This is a genomic window from Poseidonibacter parvus (assembly GCF_001956695.1).
Lineage (GTDB): Bacteria > Campylobacterota > Campylobacteria > Campylobacterales > Arcobacteraceae > Poseidonibacter > Poseidonibacter parvus.
The window spans coordinates 2,605,001-2,627,778 of the sequence record NZ_CP019070.1; the positions used below are offsets into that span (position 1 = coordinate 2,605,001).

At 27.0% G+C, this 22,778-nt stretch carries 17 protein-coding genes; 8 read left to right on the forward strand and 9 right to left on the reverse strand.

From position 1 onward, the window contains the following. Nucleotides 1–116: 116 nt before the first annotated feature. The 6 genes from LPB137_RS12825 to LPB137_RS12850 form a co-directional block, all read right to left on the reverse strand. The gene (locus tag LPB137_RS12825; RefSeq protein WP_076088708.1) at nt 117–1,793 is read right to left on the reverse strand and encodes a HAMP domain-containing sensor histidine kinase; all 1,677 of its coding nucleotides are present in this window, start codon (nt 1,791–1,793) and stop codon (nt 117–119) included. Then, entirely contained in the window at nt 1,777–3,444 is a 1,668-nt protein-coding gene (locus LPB137_RS12830; protein WP_076088710.1) for an ABC transporter substrate-binding protein, read from the reverse strand. The genes LPB137_RS12825 and LPB137_RS12830 overlap by 17 nt, the downstream gene beginning before the upstream one ends. After that, the gene (locus LPB137_RS12835; protein ID WP_076088712.1) at nt 3,437–4,123 is read right to left on the reverse strand and encodes a response regulator transcription factor; all 687 of its coding nucleotides are present in this window, start codon (nt 4,121–4,123) and stop codon (nt 3,437–3,439) included. The genes LPB137_RS12830 and LPB137_RS12835 overlap by 8 nt, the downstream gene beginning before the upstream one ends. A gap of 32 nt (nt 4,124–4,155) precedes the next feature. After that, nucleotides 4,156–4,710: a hypothetical protein gene (locus LPB137_RS12840; RefSeq protein ID WP_076088714.1), complete on the reverse strand. Its 555-nt coding sequence runs from the start codon at nt 4,708–4,710 to the stop codon at nt 4,156–4,158. A gap of 2 nt (nt 4,711–4,712) precedes the next feature. Continuing rightward, entirely contained in the window at nt 4,713–7,121 is a 2,409-nt protein-coding gene (locus tag LPB137_RS12845) for a molybdopterin-dependent oxidoreductase (protein WP_076088716.1), read from the reverse strand. A gap of 332 nt (nt 7,122–7,453) precedes the next feature. Further along, complete coding sequence (locus tag LPB137_RS12850; protein WP_076088718.1) at nt 7,454–9,700, reverse strand: response regulator; 2,247 nt, start codon at nt 9,698–9,700, stop codon at nt 7,454–7,456. A gap of 75 nt (nt 9,701–9,775) precedes the next feature. On the opposite strand from LPB137_RS12850, the gene LPB137_RS12855 reads away from it, so the two are divergent. The 4 genes from LPB137_RS12855 to nirD all read left to right on the forward strand — a co-directional run bounded on the left by LPB137_RS12855 (nt 9,776) and on the right by nirD (nt 14,428). Then, entirely contained in the window at nt 9,776–10,810 is a 1,035-nt protein-coding gene (locus tag LPB137_RS12855) for a hybrid sensor histidine kinase/response regulator (protein WP_076088720.1), read from the forward strand. Nucleotides 10,811–10,812: 2 nt separating this feature from the next. After that, entirely contained in the window at nt 10,813–11,481 is a 669-nt protein-coding gene (locus tag LPB137_RS12860) for a response regulator transcription factor (RefSeq protein ID WP_076088722.1), read from the forward strand. A 170-nt stretch (nt 11,482–11,651) separates the two neighbouring features. Then, entirely contained in the window at nt 11,652–14,120 is a 2,469-nt protein-coding gene (gene nirB, locus LPB137_RS12865) for a nitrite reductase large subunit NirB (RefSeq protein WP_076088724.1), read from the forward strand. Continuing rightward, entirely contained in the window at nt 14,120–14,428 is a 309-nt protein-coding gene (gene nirD, locus LPB137_RS12870; protein ID WP_076088726.1) for a nitrite reductase small subunit NirD, read from the forward strand. The genes nirB and nirD overlap by 1 nt, the downstream gene beginning before the upstream one ends. Nucleotides 14,429–14,466: 38 nt before the next feature. Here the strand turns inward: nirD and LPB137_RS12875 are convergent, their stop codons facing one another. Together LPB137_RS12875 and LPB137_RS12880 are read right to left on the reverse strand one after the other, a co-directional pair. Continuing rightward, nucleotides 14,467–15,147, reverse strand: a complete 681-nt coding sequence (locus LPB137_RS12875; protein ID WP_076088728.1) for a response regulator transcription factor — start codon at nt 15,145–15,147, stop codon at nt 14,467–14,469. Beyond that, a complete protein-coding gene (locus tag LPB137_RS12880; protein WP_076088730.1) occupies nt 15,119–16,570 on the reverse strand; it encodes an ATP-binding protein in 1,452 nt (483 codons plus the stop codon). The genes LPB137_RS12875 and LPB137_RS12880 overlap by 29 nt, the downstream gene beginning before the upstream one ends. A 289-nt stretch (nt 16,571–16,859) precedes the next feature. On the opposite strand from LPB137_RS12880, the gene LPB137_RS12885 reads away from it, so the two are divergent. The 4 genes from LPB137_RS12885 (at nt 16,860) to LPB137_RS12900 (ending at nt 20,855) form a co-directional block, all read left to right on the forward strand. Then, nucleotides 16,860–17,669: a formate/nitrite transporter family protein gene (locus tag LPB137_RS12885; protein ID WP_076088732.1), complete on the forward strand. Its 810-nt coding sequence runs from the start codon at nt 16,860–16,862 to the stop codon at nt 17,667–17,669. A 55-nt stretch (nt 17,670–17,724) separates the two neighbouring features. Then, the gene (cynS, locus tag LPB137_RS12890; RefSeq protein WP_076088734.1) at nt 17,725–18,165 is read left to right on the forward strand and encodes a cyanase; all 441 of its coding nucleotides are present in this window, start codon (nt 17,725–17,727) and stop codon (nt 18,163–18,165) included. Nucleotides 18,166–18,181: 16 nt separating this feature from the next. Then, nucleotides 18,182–19,894: a bifunctional protein-serine/threonine kinase/phosphatase gene (locus LPB137_RS12895; RefSeq protein WP_076088736.1), complete on the forward strand. Its 1,713-nt coding sequence runs from the start codon at nt 18,182–18,184 to the stop codon at nt 19,892–19,894. Nucleotides 19,895–19,991: 97 nt separating this feature from the next. Further along, nucleotides 19,992–20,855, forward strand: a complete 864-nt coding sequence (locus LPB137_RS12900) for a hypothetical protein (RefSeq protein WP_076088738.1) — start codon at nt 19,992–19,994, stop codon at nt 20,853–20,855. An 8-nt stretch (nt 20,856–20,863) separates the two neighbouring features. On the opposite strand, the gene LPB137_RS12905 is transcribed toward LPB137_RS12900, so the two are convergent. Continuing rightward, nucleotides 20,864–22,663, reverse strand: a complete 1,800-nt coding sequence (locus LPB137_RS12905; RefSeq protein ID WP_076088740.1) for a sensor histidine kinase — start codon at nt 22,661–22,663, stop codon at nt 20,864–20,866. Nucleotides 22,664–22,778: the final 115 nt, after the last annotated feature.

A 22,778-nucleotide genomic window follows, 5' to 3' on the forward strand; every position in this document is an offset into this window, starting at 1 on the left:
ATATTATTGGCAAGGATATATGAAAGCTATTTATCTTAGTGTTTAAATCATTATAATGACGATATTAAAAATTTGAGCGTCTTAATGTACTTAAAATATATTTGGAGGAATTATTACTAGTCTGTCACTTTTTTAACTTTTACAGTAAATAAAGCTCCATTTTCTATATTTATAACATTTATAAAGCCATTCATATTTCTTTCAATAATATTTTTGGACATATACAAACCAATACCTGTACCTTGTGTTTTATGTCTTGTTGTAAAATATGGTTCAAAAATTTTATTTACGATATTTTTTTCAACACCGCCTGCATTATCTGTAATTTTTACAATTGCAAAATTTTCACCTTCTTTTATTTCTATGTTAATTTTTGGGTTTTCAATCTTTCTTTCAATCAATATATCTTTTGCATTACTTAAAACATTTAGAATAACTTGGGAATATTCATTTTTATATCCAAATATTTGTGTATCCTCAATGAGATTGAAAGTAACTTCTATTTCATGATATTTAAGTGAAGACTTTAAAATATTATAAGCATCTATACAAGCTTTTTCAATAGAAAATTCTTCCTTTTCACCTTGAGGTTTAAAAAAATTTTGAAAGTCTGATATAGTTTGGGACATATAAGAAGTTAGTGTATTTGCTTCTTTTATTTTTGTATCTATATAATCTTTTGTGAACTTATCAAAGTCATACGTAATTTTCATATTCATATGTATTGCAGAAATCTGAGCTAATGGTTGTCTCCATTGATGAGCAATATTTCCAATCATTTCACCCATTGAAGCTAGCTTACTTTGTTGTATTAAAAGTTGTTCTTGTTCAAGTCTTTGATTAATTTCTTTTTGAATCTTTTCTTCAAGATTTTCCATCATATCATTCATCATAATTTTTAGTTCATTTAAAGTTTCATTATTACTAGTTTTAGTAACTCTAGATCCTAAGTTTCCACTTTTAATATTTTCTAATACCTTCGTAGCATCTTTCATTACTATTTCATTATTTTGTATATTTTTTTGGATTATTGCTACATTTGTATTAATTGAAGTTGCAATTTGGTGAAACTCATCTTTTGAATTAATTTCAATTTTTTCTACACTATTTTTTTTATGATTTAAATATGAGAAAAAGTCATTTAACCCTTGTTGTACTATTTGTATAGAATTAATAATGTTTCTAGCAACAAACCATCCAATAAGTGTTGCCAAAATAAATAAGAATAATATATATATTAAAATAGATATCTTTAACTCTTTTGCCTGCTCAACTGCTCGAGTGTAAGCAATCGTAGAGTTATTTAGAAACTTACTCTGTGTTTTTAAAAGACTATCAATTAGTAAAGCAAACTGCTCCCTACTTGAAGTCGTAACATTTATATAAGCACCCTCTTGAAACTCTTCTTTTAAGTATTGTTCAGTTTGAAAAACAAAGCTTTTATAATTTTGCCACATTTGTAGAGTTTTTATTTGTTCAGGTTCTAATTTTTTAAACTCTAAATCTAGGTTTTTAATTACAAAATTTAAATCTTTTTCTATACTATCTCGTATAGAACTATTTGGAGCTATTACTAAAGATTGAGTTAATTCTCTTAGTTTATATAATGGTGTAATAATTTTATCTTGTAAAGATAATACATCTTGAGATTTACTATGTACGACTCTTAAGGTTTCTTTATTATGCTCACTTACTTCAATTGCTTTATATGATAATAGAGCAATTGATGTGCACATTATAAAAAATAGAACACCTAGTTTAAATTTGATATTTAGCTTATTTAATAGTTTCATATTTAATTCTTTTTGGTTTTATTGCTTTTTTAAATTCTTCTTTATACTCTATATTTTTAGGTCTTAAAGACCAGTGATTATTACTTATCTCTATTTCCCATAAAGGTATAATTCCACCTTTATATGGTTTGTATATTACTTCTTTATTTACTGCTGTTACTTTATTTTGAGAAGGGACTCTTAAAGTATAAGCCTTTTGCTTTGCTCTAAAAAGTATATCTTTTACAACTTCTTCATACTCTTTAGTTTTTGTTTTTGTGATAAAATACTTCTTTATATACTCTTGCATTAAATCATCTTTTTTTATAGTTGACCAAGCCCCTGATGTTTCATAAATAAAAAATACTGACCAAGGGTTTTCATAATACCAATCATCATCTCCCCATATTAATAAATCCCAGTTTTTATCATTTTTATTTTTATTAGTTTTTAAAAGCTGCTCATATATATCTTTTTCACTATTTGTAATTTTATAATTAAAAGTTACACCATATTTTTTTAATTGATATTCAATACCTTTAAGTAAAAACATAAACCTATCTTGAGTATAAATATTTAGTTTTAAGCCATTTAACAAACTATTTAATTCACTTTTAGAAAACTTTTTCTCTTCAAATTTATACTTTTCTGCAACTTTCTTTACAATATCGTAATTAATAGAAGTTGTAAATGGAGATATTTTACCTTCATTTTTATATACAAAATTAAGTAGGTTTTCTTGATTTAATGCTTGATTTAATGCTTGCCTTATATTTTGGTTTTGAAGTTTTTTATTTCCATTTATAAGGTTAAAAAATATTACAAAATTATCTGTGGATTCTGAAATAATAAGCTTTGAATACTCTGATAATAACACTTCGATTTTTTTATTAAAAGGGATTGGCATTAAATCAAGCTTTCCTTCATATTTTGTAATATCTTCGATTGCTTTATTTACATCAAGTTGTGTGTAGACTGTGATTCTTTGAATTTTTGGAAAGTTTTTATTCCAATAATATGGATTTGCTACAAGTTCTAGTTTTTCTGTTTGCTTACTTCCTAAAGCAAAACCACTTTGCAAAATATATGGACCCATTCCAAAAGCACCTGCTGCTTTTGTAGCTGTTCCTGTTTCTGCTCCTATTGGATTATATTTTTCTATGTACTCTTTAGTATAAAAATAAATTCGTGATAAATCTGTTAAAAACATCTCATATTTTTGTTTTAAAACTATTTTAAATCTTTTTTTATCAAGTTTTATAATATCAAAATCAACTTTATCAATATTGGTATATAAAAGTGGATTCTTCTTAAAAAATTCAAGATTAAATAAAACATCATCCATAGTAAAATCTTTTCCATCTTGAAACTTTAAATTTTCTCTAAGCTCAAAGATATAAGTATACTCACCAACTCTTTTGTGTGATTTTGCTAAATCATATATCCAACCTCTTTTATTATCATAAGATCTGATCAATCCTGAGTTTGTTGATTTAGCAATATAAGAATAAGGAATTGAAGGTAAAAAGATATTTATATGAGATTTTGGGTTTAGAGGTTTTGCTTTATTACTGTTCGCACTATCATCTCTAAACTCAAATTTAGAGATAAGATGCTCTTGTGCTAAGGAGTTTGTATATATAAAAATTAGTAGAATTATAATCCTATACAAATCGATATCCAACTCCTGAAAGATTAAAAATCATATCTGTGGGAAGTTTTTTTCGTAAATTCCTAACTAATGATCTTAGTGCGCTATCAGTCATAACATCATCGCCCCAAACTTTATCTTGGAATTCTTCATAATTAACAACTCGCGATTGATTTGATATTAAAACTTCTAAAAAAGTCATCTCTTTTTTATTTAAAATAATACTTTCATCTTTGTATTTTAATTCTTTTAAATCATAATCATAAACATAATCTTTATCAACTTTTAATATAACTTTTTTATTTGAATCTAGCATGTTTACACAGTTATTTAAAGATTCAAATAACTCATCTAAATCAAGAGGTTTTACAATATATTTTTCCATATGTAATTCAACAGCATCTAGCAAATACTCTTTATCTGTATGAGCAGTTATCATAACAACTGGGATATTTTTATCTGTTTGTCTAACTTTTTTTATAAATTCAATACCATTTACATTTGGCATACGAATATCACTTAAAATAATATCAGGATTTTTTTCAAGATATAATTTATATCCTTCCTCTCCATCATTTGCTTCATAAACTTCTTTTACATAGTATCTTAGAGAATCTGCAATATTTTCTCTAATTCCTATTTCATCTTCAGCATAAAGAAGAGTCAAGTTTTGTAATTTTTCAAGTACATCTTTTCTCATAATCTCTCCTTTTTGCTAATTATACTTAATTTTTACTTTTTTGTTTTTGGATAAAATCCATTATTAGATGTAGCTTTTACAAATCTTGCTAAATAAGCTGCTTCTTCTTCATCAAGTTGAGCAAAACCATTCATAGTTTGTAAAATAGCATCCCATTCTAACATTGAATGTTCTGTTGGTGCATGTGCTGCATGGCATTGTGTACAGTTTTCATAAAAAAACTCTTCATGTTCTTCCCAAATTTCAAGTGGATTACTAGCTAAATAACCTTTCTCAATTATTGCTTGAACTTTTTTTGTTTCACCATCTTTTCCAAAAGTACTTTTTTCTACCGATGCTAATAAGAGTGATTTATCTTTATTTATATAAAGCTTATTACCAAAAACCATTCCTGAAAATTCAACTAATGAATTCTTATCATCAACATCTTTTAATACTTTTACAGGAGTACCAATATAAAGTTTTGCTTTGTTATTGTCAATTTTTACATTTGCTGTTTGGAAGATGTACATTTCACTAGCACTTAGTAGGGAAAAACTCCCTACTGCAAATAATGTTATTAATAATCTTTTAAAAATATTTTTCATAATTAAGCTCCTTGAATTTTTGGTGGGTTATATGCTACATTTGGAGTAACTACATTCACCTTTTTAATTGAAACTAGTGTTGAGTTTGCTGTTGTTGCATTTGCCATTTGAGATGTTGGTCTTGATGACGTTAATACATTAACTTGTCCAGAATTACATCTTGAATTCTCTTTTGAACTATCTTCAGGAGAATACCAAGCTCCTTCCTCAATTGCTGCAACACCATCTCTAATAGTATTTGTAACCACTACACCTGCCAAAATACTTCCTCTATTATTATATACTTCAACAATCTCGCCATCTTTTACTCCAAATTTTTTAGCGTCATTTGGAGAAATTCTAATTGGCTCTCTACCTTGCACTTTATGCACATTTTGAACCCATGTATTATCCATTTGTGTATGGATTCTATATGTTGGATGTGGTGATACTAAGTGTAATGGATATTTTTTTGCTAATTCTTTATTCCCTAACCACTCTTCTGGCTCCATCCACATTGCATGACCTTTAAAGTCTTTATATTTATAACTTTCAAACTTTTCAGAGAAAATTTGAATTTTCCCAGTTTCTGTTTTAAGTGCATTTACTACAGGATCTTTTCTAAACGCTTCATGTCTAACATATTTTCTAGCTTCATCAGGAATATCATAATGAACACTTCCTTTTTCCCAGAAATCTTCAAAAGCAATTTTCATTACTTTATTTGCATAAGATCTTTTGTATAATCTTTGAATCCAATCCATTGGAGTTCTATCTCTTGTAAATCTTTTTTCAGTTCCAAATCTTTTTGCTAATTCAGTGAAAATTTCATAATCATCTTTTGACTCATATCTAGCATCAACTACTTTTCTCATTGCAAAAATTCTATCATTTGAGTATGACATACCAGAAGCAATATCATCTCTTTCTAAAGTTGTAGTTGCAGGAAAAACAATATCTGCCATTTTAGCAGTTGGTGTCCACCATGGTTCTATAACAACAACAGTATCTAATGTTCTCATAGCTTTAATTAGCTCATTTACATTTGGTTGATGTCCAATTGGTGAGCCACCTGCACTTAACATAAACTCAACTTTTGGATACTTAATAGTTTTACCTTTATAAGTAACAATTTCACCTGGTTTATTAATTAAATCACTCATTCTTGAAGCTGGAATAGTAAGAGTTACCGCACCACCTTTTCCTTGACTTAATCCACCAACAGTTCTTTTTCCAGATGCAGCATCACCACCACCTTCATAATGCATAGAGAAACCAAAACCACCACCTGGTAATCCAATTTGTCCAAGCATTGAAGCTAAAGTAATTATAGACCAATCAACTTGTTCACCGTGTGCTGCTCTTTGCATTGCCCAGTTTCCTGCAATCATAGTTCTTTTAGAAACCATTAATTCAGCTAATTGCTCAATTGTTTTAGCAGGTACTTCTGTTAATTTTTCAGCCCATTTTGTTGTTTTAGGAATTCCGTCTGTTTTTCCTAAAAGATATGGTAAAAATTTATCAAATCCATGAGTATATTTTTCAATAAATGCTTTATCATATTTACCAGTTTTATATAAATGATACATCATTGCCATCATCATTGCAACATCAGAACCTGGTCTAATTTTAATCCAATCAGCTTTAAACTCTTGTCCAGATGAATTATAAATAGGGTCAATTAAAATTACTTTCATACCAGCTTTTTTGTACTCTTCATAAGCATCATAACATCTGTGATTTGGTACAGAATAACCTGCTCTATTAGTTTTGTATAAATCAGCTCCCCATAAAACCATAACTTCTGTATGTTTGATAATTTGTTCATGTGCAGTTTGAATAGAATAAACTTCCATATCCCCAACAACTCCTGGATTTACCGGACCAGCAGCGCCATTTGAATACTCACCAGCAGTTCCAACAGCTCCACCAATTTGGTTAAAGAATCTTCCAGCTAAAACATTTGGCTTAAAAGCTCCTGGAATTGACCAACCACCATAAGATGCGTTGTAAAGTGCTTCATTACCACCTTTTTTTTGTGCTTTTTTAATAGCGTCTGCAGCTAAATCAAGTGCAGTTTCCCATGAAACTCTAACAAATTCTTCTTTACCTCTTAAATCACCTCTACCTTTTCCTTCTAAGTAAGATTTTCTTACTACTGGATATTTAACTCTTGAGTTTGAAGTATTCCTATCGGCTAAACCTTTTACTATAACAGTAGGGTTTGCATCTGAATCTAATTGTGAAGTGATGTCAACAATTTTGTCATCTCTTACATGAGCATAAAAAGGTCCAAAGTGAGAAGCACTTGGGATTTTTTTAGTTCTTGACTCCATAATATTTGTAGCAGCACCACTTATTGTAGTACTAGCAGCAATAGCAGCTGTCCCTATGGCACCTTTTTTTAAAAAGTTTCTTCTTGAATTGTTCATCTTAATTTCCTTAATTTGAATTAACTATAAAAGAAGTTTAACAAGAAAAAAGAGCAAAAAAATCGAATGATTCGATTTTTGGAAAAAATTAATAAATTAAAAAAATATAAGTAATCCAACCCCCTTGAAGGATTAAATCGTAAAGTGTTAAAAATAAGAACTATTAAATATCTTAAATTAGAATAATATAAATATTCACATATTTCATAAACTCTTTTATATCAATCTGACGAGATAAGATAAATTCCTACTTAGAAATTAAAAATATCTAAGTTAAAGTAATAAGTCTCTCAAACTCTACTTTTTGAACAAGTTAAATAAATTGAGCTATGTTATATATTTTTAGAATCTTTGCAAAGTTCAATAATCTCATGATATTTAAATTCATCAATTCTTGTTTTTATATCTTCTGTTAATTCTTTTGATAATTGTTCTTTATTTAACAATTCTGAAATTACTTTGTTATCCATATTATTACAAGCTTCAATTAGTTTTTCTAAATTTTCTTTTGAAATACTTTTATAATCAAGTTGTTTTGCTTCTTCATTATTTTCTTCATATTTTAAATCTGCACCAATGTATTTTTCTAACATTAATAAAAGTTCACTCTCTTCAATTGGTTTTGCTATAAAATCATTTGCACCTGTATTTAAAGCATTTTTCTTATCTTCACTAAATACATTTGCAGAAACTACAACTATTGGTATTTTTTTATCTGTTTTTCTAATTTCTTTTATTGTTTTAATACCATTTAATTTTGGCATTAATATATCCATAAAAATGATATCAATTTTCTCTTTTTTATAAATATCTAAAACCTCTAAACCATCTTTTGCTTCATAAGTTTTAATTCCATAAAAAGATAAAAGCTCTATAAGTAATTTTCTATTCTCTTCTATATCATCAACTACAAGGGCTGTTTTTGTAAACTCTTGATTTTTCATTCCTACAATTAAGTCTTTATTTTTAATATCTTCTACTAAATCTTTTGAAGCTTTTTTATAGTTAACAGAAAAATAAAATTTACTACCCTCTCCTCTTTGGCTTTTTGCAGAAATACTCCCACCCATTAAACTTATTAACTCTTTTGTAATAGACAAGCCTAATCCTGTTCCATTTTTATTGTAATTTTCTTCTTTGATCTGTTCAAAAGGTTTGAAAATCTTTTCTAAATCCTCTTTTGAAATCCCAATACCAGTATCACTTACTTCAAAAAACAATTTATTCATGCTTTCATAAATATATAAATTTATCTCACCTTTTGTAGTAAACTTTAAAGAATTACTTAAAAGATTAATCAATACTTGTCTTAATCTTTGTTCATCTAAAGTTACAAATTTTGGTAAATTTGAAGCATAAGTAATATTAAAATTTAAGCCCTTAGCTTTTGACCTAAATAAAAATAATGCTTCGATTTCTTTTATTGTTTCATGAAGATTAAATGTTTTTGGAAGTACTTCTATTTTTCCTGCTTCTATTTTTGATAATTCTAAAATCTCATTTATTATATTTAGTAAATAGTTTGCACTTTTTTTAATCGTATGAAGATTTTCTTTCTCATTTATATTAATATTGTTTGACTTTGAAAGTAAGTTTGAAAAGCCTAAAATTGCATTTAGTGGTGTTCTTAATTCATGACTCATTCTTGCTAAAAATATGGATTTTGCTTTATTTGCATTTCTTGCATCATCAATTGCAAGTTTTAATTGCTCCTCACTTGAAATAAGTTTTTGAGTATTTTCTTTAAAAATTGCAACAGAGCCAATCATATCTCCTACTTCATCTTGATATTTATTTTTATCTAATTGCACGTCCATTTTATTTGAAGAGAGTTTTAACATTGCAACTCTTAGTAAATCTATTGGATAAACAATTCTGATTAAGATTGTAAAAAATGACATTAGAAAAATTATAATAGAAAAAAGAACAATTACATTTACATAAAACTCTAGCTCTTTTACTTCAAGTTGTGAATTATCAACTTGTTTTTTTGTTCTTGATTCAAAAGCTTTATAAAACTTATCTAATGGCTTCATAATTCTTATTTTTGCTTGATGGTATTCATCAGAGTGCATTAAATCTCTTGCAAATTTAAAATCACCTCTTTTTACAGCTTGCATTGCTTTATGTTCTAAATTTGTTAGATAATCTGATTCGTCTTGGGAATTAATCAGTAAATTTAGCTCATCCTCGGAGAAATTTGCTCTAATCATTAACTCTCGTAAAGATACTTTTTCCCCATCCAGTAAAGGCTTTTTATTATTAAGCGTATAAAAATCCCAAAAAATTCCTCTATATCTTTTTGGTCTTGGTATTTTCCCATTTCTTATGTCTAAAACTGTTTGAAACTGTTCTTTAAACATTTCATTTCCAGTTACAACATAAGTTCTTGCCATTCTTGTTAAATCATCACTACTTTGTCTAAGTTCTTGTGCTAATAGTAGTGATTTGTATTGCATTTGGTAAGCATCTTCAAGTTGTATTGTTGCTTTTTGATATTTGTTAATTACAATTGCAACAAAAATAAAAGAAACTGTATTTAAAATAAACAGTAACATAAAAAGTTTCTTTAAATTCAATAGTTTTCCTCATATATATCTAATTTAAGTTCATCTATAATTTTACTAATAGAAAAACTCATAAGTGATTTAAACATGGTTAAAAAATATACAATACTAATAGTTGATGACAAAGTTGAAAATTTAAAATATTTAAATACAATTTTAAAAGAAGAGAACTACGAAATAAAAGCTACAATAGATGCTCATTTTGCTATTGATTCAGTAATAAAAAACCCTGTTGATTTAATACTTTTAGATATTAAAATGCCAGAGTTAAATGGTTTTGAAGTTTGTAAAATCATTAAAGAAAAAGAAAATTTAAAAGATATTCCTATTATTTTTATAAGTGCACTTGATGATGTAAACAGTAAGGTTGAAGCCTTTGAAAAAGGTGGAGTTGATTATATTACAAAACCTTTTGAAGAAAAAGAGATAAAAGCAAGAATAAAAATGCAGTTAGAACTCTCACAAAGTAAAAAAACTATTAGTGATTTATATGAACAACAAGACTTTTTCTTAAAAAAAATTGTTCATGAAATGAACACACCTTTAGGGGTTATAACTTTAAACATAAATAGCTTAGAATCAAGAATAGGTAAAAAAGATGAGTTTGAAGCAATACTTGCATCTTCTAAATCTTTATCTTCAATTTATGAAGATATTTATTATCTAAGTAAAAAAGAAAAAAGAGTTTTAGATGTGGAAGAGATAAATATGATGCGATATTTATCAAAGAGAATCTCTTTTTTTCATGAATTAGCATCTGTAAAAGATATCTTTTTAGACTTGCATATTGATGATGATTTTAGTATAAAAATGAATAAATACGAACTTGAAAGAGTTATTGATAATACAATATCAAATGCTATTAAACACTCTTTTGAAGATACTTGTGTTGATATATATATTGAAAAAAACAAAATAAAAGTTCAAAATTATGGACATGAAATTAAATCAACGGATAATATTTTTAAGGCTTTTCATCAAGATGATAATGAAAAAGGTTTAGGCCTTGGATTAAATATCATAAAAGAAATATGTGAAAAGTATGATATAAACATAGAATTAAATGTAAATGAGAAGAACACTGAATTTTCTTATGACTTTACAAAAATTTCACTAGGATAAATATGAAAGTTTTTTTATTAGAAGATGATTTTGCTTTAAATAAGATTATCTCAAACTCTTTAAAAAATAGAGGTTTTTTTGTAGATAATTGTTTTGATGGATATAAAGCTGTTGAAACGGTAATGAATAACTCTTATGATTTTTTTATCTTAGATTTAAATGTTATTGGTTTTGATGGACATAAAATCTTAGAAATCATTAGAGAAGAAAATAAGCAAACGCCTGTAATTATTATGAGTGCTCAAATTGATATGGAAAATATCAAAAAATCTTACGCTCTTGGTTGTAATTATTATATTAAAAAACCCTTTGATTTTGAAGAACTTTTTTTACGAATACAATATCATGTACAAAAACAAAATAAAACTGATAAGTTTTTAACAACGCTTGGAAACTCTTATAGTTTTGATTTATTAGAACAAACTTTATATTATAAAGAACAAAGTATTGATTTAAGCGTAAAAGAAAAACTTCTAATGTCACTACTTGTTCAAAATCTAAATAGTATTACTTCAATTGAAATGATTCATGAGTATGTTTGGGATTCAAAAGAGATGGAAGCAGTAAGCATGAGAAGTTTAATTCATAAAATCAAGAAAAAACTAAAAAGTGGAATGATTATTAATTTTAGAGGCGAAGGCTATAAATTAATTAATCATGAAGAATATTAATTAATTTAATGTAAAATTAAGCTTTAACTATCTTTATGTATACTTTTTTACTCCAAATATCACTTAATTTAATTTAAAATTAAGCAATTGAATATTTTATATACACTTTTTATAATCTTAATCTAAATAATTTTGTCATAATTATTCCATAAGCATAAAAAGGAAGATTTATGAAAGAGAAATTAATAGTAATTGGTAATGGAATGAGTGGTTTACGAACCATAGAAGATTTGTTTGATATTCAAAAAGATAAATATGATATTACAATTTTTGGGGAAGAACCTCATGTTAACTATAATAGAATCATGCTATCTTACCTTTTATCAGGCGAAAAAACTTTCGAAGATACAATTATAAATCATCAAACTTGGTACGATGAACATAATATCACTTTACACAAAGGTGATAAAGTAGTAAAGATTGATAAAGAAAACAAAAAAGTATATAGCCAAAATGGAAAAGAATTAAGTTACGATAAATTACTAATTGCAACTGGTTCAAACTCTTTTATTCCTACAACACCTGGAAGTGAACTTGAAAATGTTATAGGATTTAGAACAAAACTTGATAGTGATACTATTTTAGATTTAATTTCAAAAGATAAAACAGCAGTTGTAGTTGGTGGTGGACTTCTTGGACTTGAAGCTGCTTACGGTATTGCAATGCACGGAATTAAGACAATTTTAGTTCATAGAAGTGGTTCAGTATTATCTCAGCAACTTGACTCTACAGGTGGTAGACTTTTACAAAAAAACCTTGAAACTTATGGAATTGAATTTAAATTAAATACTACAATTGAAAAAATTGAGGGTCAAACAAAAGTTGAAAGTGTAACTTTTACTGATGGAGAGACTGTTGAATCAAATATAGTAGTATTTGCAACAGGAATTATTCCTAATAAAGCACTTGCTATTGAAACTGGTCTTGAAACAAAAAAAGGTATTCTTGTAAATGATCACCTTCAAACATCTGATGAAGATATCTTTGCAATTGGTGAATGTGCAGAACATGATGGAAATACATACGGATTAGTAGCACCTCTTTATGAGCAAGCAAAATTCTGTGCTAAAAAATTAGCTGGAAAAGATAGCGATGGTTATTCTGGTTCTACACTTTCTACTAGACTTAAAATCTCAGGTGTTGATTTATTCTCTGCTGGTGATTATTTAGGTGATGAAACAACTGAAGAATTAATATTACTAGATGAAAAAGTTGGTATTTATAAAAAACTTGTAATTTATGATAATAAAATTATTGGTATTGTTTTATATGGAGATACAGCTGATGCTTCATGGTATTTAAAACTTCTAAAAGAACATACAGATATCTCTGATTTAAGAACAAAAATTCTTTTTGGAAAATCAGCACTATCAGGTGATGCAGGTCATGGTGGAAATGATATAAAATCAATGAGTGATGATGAAGAAATTTGTGGATGTAATGGAATTACTAAAGGTCAAGTTGTTTGTGGAATTAAAGAAAATGACTTAAAAACTTTAGGTGAAGTGAAAACATGTACAAAAGCTGGAGCTTCTTGTGGTTCTTGTTTAGGTATTGTTGAACAAATTTTAGTAGATACTTTAGGTGATGAATACAACGATACAGTTGAAGGTATTTGTGACTGTTGTGATGTTGGACACAAAGATATAAAAGCTTGTGTTGATACAAATGAGTTTGATAATGTTTATGATGTATTTAGAAAACTTGATTGGAAAACAGAAGATGGATGTGTCAAATGTCGTCCTGCTGTAAACTACTACTTACTTGTAAAATACAATGATGACAAATATAAAAATGATAAAAGATCAGCTCTTATAAACGATAGAGTTTTTGCAAATATCCAAAAAGATGGTACTTATTCAGTGGTTCCTAGAATTTGGGGAGGATTAACAAGTCCTAAAGAGTTGAAAGATATGGCAGATATTGCTGTTAAATATGATGTTCCAACTGTGAAATTCACAGGTGGTCAAAGACTTGATATGTTAGGTGTTAAAAAAGAGCAACTAGAGCCTATGTGGAAAGATTTAAATGATTGTGGTTTTGTATCAGGTCAAGCTTATGCAAAAGGACTTAGAACTGTTAAAACTTGTGTTGGAAATCAATGGTGTAGATTTGGAACACAAGATGCAATGCAAACAGGTATTGATATTGAAAAAATGACTTGGGGTTCATGGACACCACATAAATTCAAAATTGCAGTATCAGGATGTCCAAGAAATTGTGCGGAAGCTACTATTAAAGATATTGGTGTAATTGCTGTTGATTCAGGATGGGAAATTAGTATTGCAGGAAATGGTGGTATTAAAGTAAGAGTTACTGACTTTTTTACAAAAGTTGCTACAAATGAAGAGTTGTATCATTACATAAAAGCAATTATGCAATTTTATAGAGAAGATGCATATTACCTAGAAAGAACTGCTCATTGGGTTGAAAGAGTTGGTTTACAATACGTTAAAGATGCACTTTTAAAAGATAAGTCGCAAGTAGATTTTTATGCAGCTAGATTTGATGAATCGCAAAGAACAGCTCAAATTGACCCATGGGAAAAATCAAGAAAAGACGGCTTTACAGATGAGTTTAGTCCAATAGTAATAGCACCAGAAAATTCAGAAAGTTTTGAAGCAAAGGAAACAGTATAATGGCAAAATGGATTAAAATAACAGAAACTGAAAATATCCCATCAATGGGTTCAAGAGTAATTCAATACGGTGAAATCGAAATCGCAGTTTTTAAAACAAGAGATGGCTCAATTTTTGCAATAAACAATGAATGTCCTCATAAACAAGGAAAACTAAGTGAAGGTTTAGTTCATGAGCATGTAGTAACTTGTCCTATGCATAATTGGGATATTGACCTTAAATCTGGTGAAGCTTTAGGAAATGATAGTGGATGTACTAATGTTTATGAAAGTAAAATTGAAGATAATATTTTTTATATAAATCTTTAAAATATATCCTTTTTAACACCTTTTTTATAAGATGAGTTTTACCTCATCTTATATCCTAAACCTGAAACATTAACAATATATTCACTTCCAAGTTTTTTTCGTAAGTCTCTTACGACACTTCTAATAGCTGATAAACTCATTGATTTATTTCCCCAAACTTGATACTCTATTTCATCATAATTTACTATTTTATTAAAATCTTTACATAATAATTTTAAAAGTCTTATCTCTTTTTTATTTAGATGAATCACCTCATCATTTAGCATTAACTGACATTTATCAAAGTCAATCTTTGTATTCTTATTTACTTCAATTATTGAAGGTAGTTCATTATCCATTTTTATTAGAAATGCTTCAAATGCTTTGAATAATTCATCTTCTGTTACAGGTTTAATTATATATCTATCAACACCTTCGTGTATGGCTTTTATAAGAAGGTCTGTATCTGTATGTGCTGATACAATTATTGTATAAGAGTTTGATGAAAGTTTTTTTATCTCTTCAAGTAAATCAAATCCACCCATATTTGGCATTTTTAAATCTGTCATTACAATATCAGGAAGATTTGCTTCATATTTATCAAGACCATCAAATCCGTCTATTGCTGTATATACTTCTTTAAAAAAGAACTTTAGCATTGAAGATATATTTTCTCTTATAATATTTTCATCTTCAACTAATAGTATTGTTTTAGTTTTTAGTCTTTGAACAATCTGCATTATCATTTCCTTTAATATTTGGCATAGATATAATAAAATTAGCACCTAGGTCTGTATTTTTTACGTTTAAAGTTCCTTGCATATGTTTTTGAATTATCTCTTTTGATATATACAAACCAATACCCGTACCATTATGTTCTTTTGTTGTAAAATATGGCTCGAAAATTCTATTTATATGTTCAGGTTCAATTCCACCTGCATTATCTTTTATTTCACAAAAGATATTTGACTCATTGCTTGATAGGTATATTTCTATTTTAGGATTTTGTATTTTTCTTTCTAGTAATACATATTTAGCATTAGATATTATATTTAAAACAACTTGGGAAAATTCGCTTGCATATCCAAAAGCTTTTATCTCTTTTGTATTATAAATTTGAAGATTAATATTATCATTTTCTAAAGATGCTTTTAAAATTTTATATGCTTTTTTTACTTCCATTTTTAAATCAAAACACTCTTTTTCTTTTCCAGGTTTAAAAAATGTTCTAAAATCATCAATAGTTTGTGACATATATTTTAACTGCTCATTAGCTTCTTTCATTCTATCATCTAAAAAGTTCTTATCTACTCCTTGAGAAATTGCTGTCCATTTTATATTCATCATAATAGCACTTACTGCACTAATTGGCTGTCTCCATTGATGAGCTATATTTCCAATCATCTCACCTAAAGCAGCTAGTTTTGATTGTTGTATTAAAAGATTTTCTTTTTCCCTTTGTTTTACAACTTCTTCATTTACTTTTTTATGAAGTGTTTTATTAAAAGTATCAAGCTCTTTTACTTTTAATTCTAAGGATTCATTTAATCTAGAAATTTTTTCTTCATCTTTTCTTTTTATATTTAGATAAACAATAAAACTAAGTAATACCCCAATTGCTACAAAAACTAAATATGTAATAGTTTGTTCTTTTTCTTTGTTTATTATTTGAAGTTGTTCATACTCTTCTTTAACATCAAAAGTAACACTAATACCACCTCTGATATCCCCTACTTTATATCCTTGATGAGAGTGACACTTAAGACAGCTTTGTTCAGTTTTTAATGCTCCCATAAATTTAAACTGATTATTCTCAATTTTCCAATAATATGGAACTTCAATATTTTCATCAAAATAGTTTAAAATCTTTTTCTCATCTTCATTTGGCGCATTATTTTTGTTTATTAATTTATTACTAGTTATTTTTAAGGTAAATCCATCTCTTTTACTTGCTATTTGTGATATTTGTCTTGTCATAAAAGCGGGATTAACCCAGACTAATGTCTCACCATTTTCTGATTTAATTGAATTGGGATTTAAGTATGGATTAGGACTTAACTCTTCACTTTTGATATATACACCATCATATTTAGCATTCCAGTGTCTCATATCAACTATTAAATCAAAAATAGCAACAGCTTTATTTTTTAATGAGTTTTGCAATAAATCTTCTTGTATCTTGTAAGAATCTTTTATTGTATTTCCAATTATGAAAAATAAACTAAGAAGAAAGAATAAAAAAACAAAGATAAAAATAATAGATTTCTTGATGAGTACTCTTTTTATTTATATTATAAATTATATTAATTACATTCTATTTATTTGATTGTCTATTTATTATACAGACAAATCTTATTTTCACATTTTTTTCCTCACTTTCTTTGTTTTAATATTCTCATGTGATTGAAACAGATGTTTTCTATCAAAATCTAAACTACAAAAAAGGAAAAACATGGCTTATTTAGAACCCTCAGAATTTGTTACCAAGATGGTTGATTCAGGTGAATCAAAAGTTTACATGTCTACAAAAGATACATTAATTAGAGCATATATGGCTGGTGCAGTTTTAGCATTAGCTGCAGTATTTGCAATTACAGTTGCAATGAAATCAGGATCTCCAATTTTAGGAGCTGCTTTATTCCCTATTGGTTTTATTATGTTGTACTTAATGAAGTTTGACTTATTAACTGGTGTATTTATGTTAGTACCATTAGCATGGCTTGATAAAAGACCTGGCGTTACAACAAGTCAAGTTTTAAGAAACTGGGGATTAGTTGCACTTGGTAACTTTGGTGGTGCTTTTTCTGTTGCTGTTATGATGGCATTTATCTTTACTTATGGATTTAATACTGATGGTGGAGCAATTGCTGCAAAAGTTGCTGCTATTGGAGAAGCTAGAACATTAGGTTATGCTGCACATGGAGGAGATGGATGGTTAACTGTATTTATTAGAGCAATGTTATGTAACTGGATGGTATCTATGGGTGTTGTTGGAGCAATGGTTTCTACATCAGTTTCAGGGAAGTTTTTAGCAATGTGGATGCCAATTATGCTGTTCTTCTTTATGGGTTTTGAACACTCGATTGTAAATATGTTTTTATTCCCATTCTCATTAATTATGGGTGGTGAATTTACTATTGCTGATTACTTATTATGGAATGAATTACCAGTTGCTTTAGGTAACTTATTTGGTGGTTTATTGTTTGTTGGTTTACCATTATATTACACACATGTTAGAACAGCTGCAAAAAGAGATATATAAAAAATAAGACTATAGGAATAATTCCTATAGTTTTTTTAATTAAAAGGAATCAAAGATGACTAAAATAGAAATGACAGAAGAAATTATCATTGCTAAAAAAGAGTTAGGTTTATCATGGGAAGATATAGCTTCAAAAGTAGATATTTCACCAGTGTTTTTAACATCTGCTTGTTTAGGAATGAATAGTTTACTAAAAGACCAAGCAAAAAAAGTTTGTAAAGTTTTAAAATTAGGAAAAGAAGTTGCGATAACTTTACAAGAGTTTCCACATAAAAATTGGGAAAAAACAATTCCTACAGATCCTGTTGTTTATAGATTTTATGAAATTGTAGGCGTTTATGGCGATACAATTAAAGAACTTATTGGTGAAAAATTTGGTGATGGAATTATGAGTGCTATTGATTTTTCAATGGACATAGACAAAGAAGAAAATCCAAAAGGAGATAGGGTTGTAATTACAATGAATGGTAAATTCTTACCATATAAATCTTGGTAATTAGATACAATTAAAAATGCCAAATAAACTAGAAATACAATTAGGACAATATTCTAATAAAGGACGTAAAGAAATCAATCAAGATTTCCACGATACTAGAATCCCTACACAGCCACAACTAACAAATAAAGGTATTGCAATTGCAATTGCTGATGGTATTAGTAGTAGTGAAGTAAGTGGCGAAGCTAGTAAAGTATCTGTTACTTCTTTCTTAGAAGATTATTATTGTACTAGTGAATCATGGAGTGTTAAAAAATCTGCTTCTAGTGTTTTAAAAGCAACTAACTCATGGCTTCACTCAAAAAACTGGAAAAACAAATATCACCTTGATAAAGATAGAGGCTATGTTTGTACTTTTACTTCATTAATTTTAAAATCAAATACTGCACATATACTTCATATTGGGGATGCTAGAGTTTACAGATTAAGAGATTCCAAACTTGAAGTATTAACAAAAGATCATAGAGTTTGGGTTAGTGATGATAAAAGCTATCTCTCAAGAGCTATGGGAATTGATTCTATTTTAACACCTGATTATGAAAATTGTGAAATACAAAAAGATGATATCTTTTTACTTATGACAGATGGAGTTTATGAGTTTTTAAAAGAAGATTTTATTATAGAAACCTTGCAAAAACAAATTGATGATTACAATATAACAGCAAAGTATTTAATTGATAAAGCTTATGAAAATGGCAGTGATGATAATTTAACAATTCAAATAGCAAAAATAGAAAACGTACCAAATAAAAATATTGATGAAATTCATAAGCAATTAACAAGTAGACCAATTCCTAATGTACTTGAAGCTAGAATGATTTTTGATGATTATGAGATATTAAGAGAGTTAAGTCATACAAGCAGAAGCCATGTTTATCTAGCATTAGATAAGCTAAGTGATGAAAAGGTTGTGATAAAAGCTCCCTCAATTGATTTAAAAGATGATAAAGCATACTTAGAACGATTCTTAATGGAAGAATGGATTTCAAAACGAATAAATCATGAAAACGTATCAAAATCCTATTTGCAGAATAGAAAAAGAAACTATTTATACAATGTTAGTGAATATATTAAAGGTGAGACTTTAACACAATGGCTAATTGATAATCCAAATGAAAAGTTTGAAGTAAAAAGAGATATTATCAAGCAAATAGCAAAAGGTTTATACGCTTTTCATAAACAAGAAATGGTGCATCAAGATTTAAGAACTGAAAATATTATGATTGATTATCAAGGAACAGTTAAAATAATAGACTTTGGAGCTACAAAAGTTAAAGGTATATTAGAAAATAACACTACTCTTGAACAAGAGAATCTACTCGGTACTGCTTTATATTCTGCTCCTGAATATTTTATTGGAAAACAAGGTACTTCAAAATCTGATATTTTTTCTCTTGGAGTAATTACATATGAAATGCTTAGTGGAAAATTTCCTTATGGAACAAGTGTAGCAAGATGTGTTAGTAAGGCTGCTCAAAATAGATTAAAATATGAAAGTTTATATCCTAAAGTTCCTATTTGGGTAGATGAAGCTTTAAAAAAAGCATTACAAGTAAACCCAGAAAAAAGATACGATGAGGTTTTAGAATTTATTTATGATTTAGAAAATCCAAATAAAAAGTTTCTAAGCAAAAAACCTAGTGCTTTAATTGAAAGAAATCCACTTTTATTTTGGCAAAGTTCTACAATAATTCTTTTATGTATTGTAGTTTTTTTACTACTTAAATAATATACACAAAAGAATAAACTGTATATTATATATTCAAATAAAGTATGATTTATATCCATAATAACTGTATAATAATAAAAAATCATATGGAAAAAGAATGAAAGAATTTATAGAAACCTATAATCAACACAAAGATGAAATAGAATTCTTTGTACAAGAAAGTGTTAAAAATCTTGGTGATTTAATGCCTCTTAAAAAAAACAATTTTTTAAAGTTATTTAATTTATTTCCATCACTAGAATTAATATATTTTACAAATAAAACAACAAAGATTCAGCTTGAAGGAAATTATTATCGAAATAGAATTGATTTAGAAGCAAAAGGCAAAAATAGATCTTATGTGATATCAAAGCTTGAATTTAAAGAAGATAATATTGCTTTTTCAAAACCATATATTAGTTCAGCTACAAGAAATACTTGTATTACGGTTACTGTAAAAGAAGATGATCAAATTATATTTCTAGACCTTCGTCTTGATATTTTATTAGAAAAATTAAATTTAATTGAACTAAATAAGCCTTTTCATAAATTAACAAAAGCCTTTTATATTCTTGCAGGTTTTTCAATGATTACTTTATCAATAATGACAATTGCATATTCATTATATGAATTTGTTTATTATATATTTATTGAAACAACACTAAATCTAGAAATGATATTTAAACCTATAATTGCGCTGACCTTAAGTATTGCAATATTTGACTTGGCAAAAACAATATTAGAGCAAGAAGTATTCTTTAAGTCCTACTCTAAAAACTCTAAGGTTGAAACTAAAATATTAACTAAGTTTTTAAGTACTATTATTATTGCTTTATCTATTGAAGCACTTATTGTTGTGTTTAAAATAGCACTTAATGATTATGAAAAGATGATAAATGCCTTTTATTTAATAGCAGGTATTTCAATAATTTTATTATCACTCACTGCATTTATTCATTACTCTAATAAAAAGCATAAATAAAAACAAGCCTAGTTTTCATCTCTTAAGGGTATTGAGATGATGAACTGGGCACCCTTATAAGTTTTATTATCAAAAATACTCTCTTTGTTAGAAACTTGTATATCTGCATTTAAATGCTTCTGTACAATTTCTTTACTCATATATAAGCCAATTCCTGTACCTTGACTTTGATGTTTTGTTGTAAAATATGGTTCAAATATTCTATCTATAATATTTTCAGAAATTCCTCCTGCACTATCGCTTACTTCGAAAATTATTTCATTTTTGATTTTTGATATATTAATAGAAATATATCTAGCATTAAGGTCTTCAATTTTTACTAATTCATCTTTTGCATTATTTAGAATATTTATTAATACTTGAATTAATTCATTTTCATAAGTAGTTATTTCAATTTCTTCTATTTCTTCAATAATCTTAATATTTTTACTTTTAAACTCTGCACTTAAAAGTTTAAATACCTTTTCTAATAAATCATTTGTAAGAGTTTTACTTTTATCTTTATTTGGGGTAAAGAAATATCTAAAATCATCAATAGTGTTTGATAAGTGATTAGCTGAATTAATAATTAAATCAAAAGATTCTGTATAATCTTTATCTTCTAAAATACCTAACTCTTTTCTTAGTTTTAAAGCTGATACTGCAGTAGTTATTAAAGAAAGAGGTTGTCTCCATTGATGAGCAATATTTCCTATCATCTCACCCATTGCAGCCATCTTACTTTGCTGGAATAAAACTTTATTCTTTTTGTAATTTTTTCTAACTTCTTCATCAACAGTTTGTTTTAAAGAGTTGTTTAAATTACGTAATTCTTCTTGGTTTTCATTTAATTTGTCATAAAGACTTCTTAATTCTTTTGAATATAAATAGTAGCTAATAATAAAAAGTACTAATCCTAACAATAATAAAAATAGTCCTAAATACAAAAATACACTTTGCTTATACTCTTTAATATCTTTTGTATCAATTTTATTTATATCTTTAAAAGATAAGAAGCTTGCAAGTTTTTCACCATTATAAAATATTGGTGTATTAATTATTAAATAAGTATCTTCAACTAAGTAGTCCTCTTTATTTATAAATTTATCAATATCTTTATTTTTTAAGTATTCTGTTATTTTTTTATCAACAGAGAGATTAGCTATATAATGATTTTGGATAAATATATTTGTAAATGCATTTTCTCTTAATTGCTTAGTAAATTTTTCTTCCACTATAATAACAGGTTCAATAGCATCACTATTTCTTAAACCTCTTGTAATTGAATTAAAATGTGTTATTGATTCAATGATTCCAATAAATTTATTATTCTCAAAAATAGGAACCATTGCTTTAAAAGCTATATCATACTTACCTACACTAATAGTGCTTTTGATTTTTGGTTCATTTATCATTGAAAGAATATCTTTTCTAATTTTATATACTTCATCATTTTTCTTTTTTGACCAAGTACGATATAAACTCACTCCCTTTGCATCAAGTACTTGAAACCATACATTTTTAAATGCCGTTTCCTTTCTTAAAAGGTAAGATAAATTATTTAGTTGTTTTCCATCTTTTTGGTATTTTATTATATTTAACACATCTTTATTTAAAGATAATGGAATAGTTAAAGCTAAAGTGGCATTCTTCTTTTTTTCTATTGTTGATTTTATTTTATCTTGTATACTCTTTGAAATAAGTGCATATTTCTTCGATTGTAGTTTATATTCTTTTTTTGAAAGATAATTGCTAGTTATTAAAATAGCTATTATAGAAACAATTATAAAAACAATTATTGTTATGATTTTATATAAATTTATTTTCATAATATAATTATTACATAATAGTAATAAAAGCAATAATAATTTTTATAATATATAATAATCAAATGGTTATTTTATAAACAGTTTGTAAAAATAGTTCATAAAAATATACTGTATA

Excerpts from the sequence above, each read along its gene's own strand:
- LPB137_RS12895 (WP_076088736.1), top strand. The coding sequence starts at position 18,182 with ATGCCAAATAAACTAGAAATACAATTAGGACAATATTCTAATAAAGGA.
- nirB (WP_076088724.1), top strand. The coding sequence starts at position 11,652 with ATGAAAGAGAAATTAATAGTAATTGGTAATGGAATGAGTGGTTTACGA.
- LPB137_RS12885 (WP_076088732.1), top strand. The coding sequence starts at position 16,860 with ATGGCTTATTTAGAACCCTCAGAATTTGTTACCAAGATGGTTGATTCA.
- LPB137_RS12900 (WP_076088738.1), top strand. The coding sequence starts at position 19,992 with ATGAAAGAATTTATAGAAACCTATAATCAACACAAAGATGAAATAGAA.
- LPB137_RS12860 (WP_076088722.1), top strand. The coding sequence starts at position 10,813 with ATGAAAGTTTTTTTATTAGAAGATGATTTTGCTTTAAATAAGATTATC.
- LPB137_RS12875 (WP_076088728.1), bottom strand. The coding sequence starts at position 15,147 with ATGCAGATTGTTCAAAGACTAAAAACTAAAACAATACTATTAGTTGAA.
- nirD (WP_076088726.1), top strand. The coding sequence starts at position 14,120 with ATGGCAAAATGGATTAAAATAACAGAAACTGAAAATATCCCATCAATG.
- LPB137_RS12855 (WP_076088720.1), top strand. The coding sequence starts at position 9,776 with ATGGTTAAAAAATATACAATACTAATAGTTGATGACAAAGTTGAAAAT.
- LPB137_RS12825 (WP_076088708.1), bottom strand. The coding sequence starts at position 1,793 with ATGAAACTATTAAATAAGCTAAATATCAAATTTAAACTAGGTGTTCTA.
- LPB137_RS12840 (WP_076088714.1), bottom strand. The coding sequence starts at position 4,710 with ATGAAAAATATTTTTAAAAGATTATTAATAACATTATTTGCAGTAGGG.
- cynS (WP_076088734.1), top strand. The coding sequence starts at position 17,725 with ATGACTAAAATAGAAATGACAGAAGAAATTATCATTGCTAAAAAAGAG.
- LPB137_RS12845 (WP_076088716.1), bottom strand. The coding sequence starts at position 7,121 with ATGAACAATTCAAGAAGAAACTTTTTAAAAAAAGGTGCCATAGGGACA.
- LPB137_RS12835 (WP_076088712.1), bottom strand. The coding sequence starts at position 4,123 with ATGAGAAAAGATGTACTTGAAAAATTACAAAACTTGACTCTTCTTTAT.
- LPB137_RS12905 (WP_076088740.1), bottom strand. The coding sequence starts at position 22,663 with ATGAAAATAAATTTATATAAAATCATAACAATAATTGTTTTTATAATT.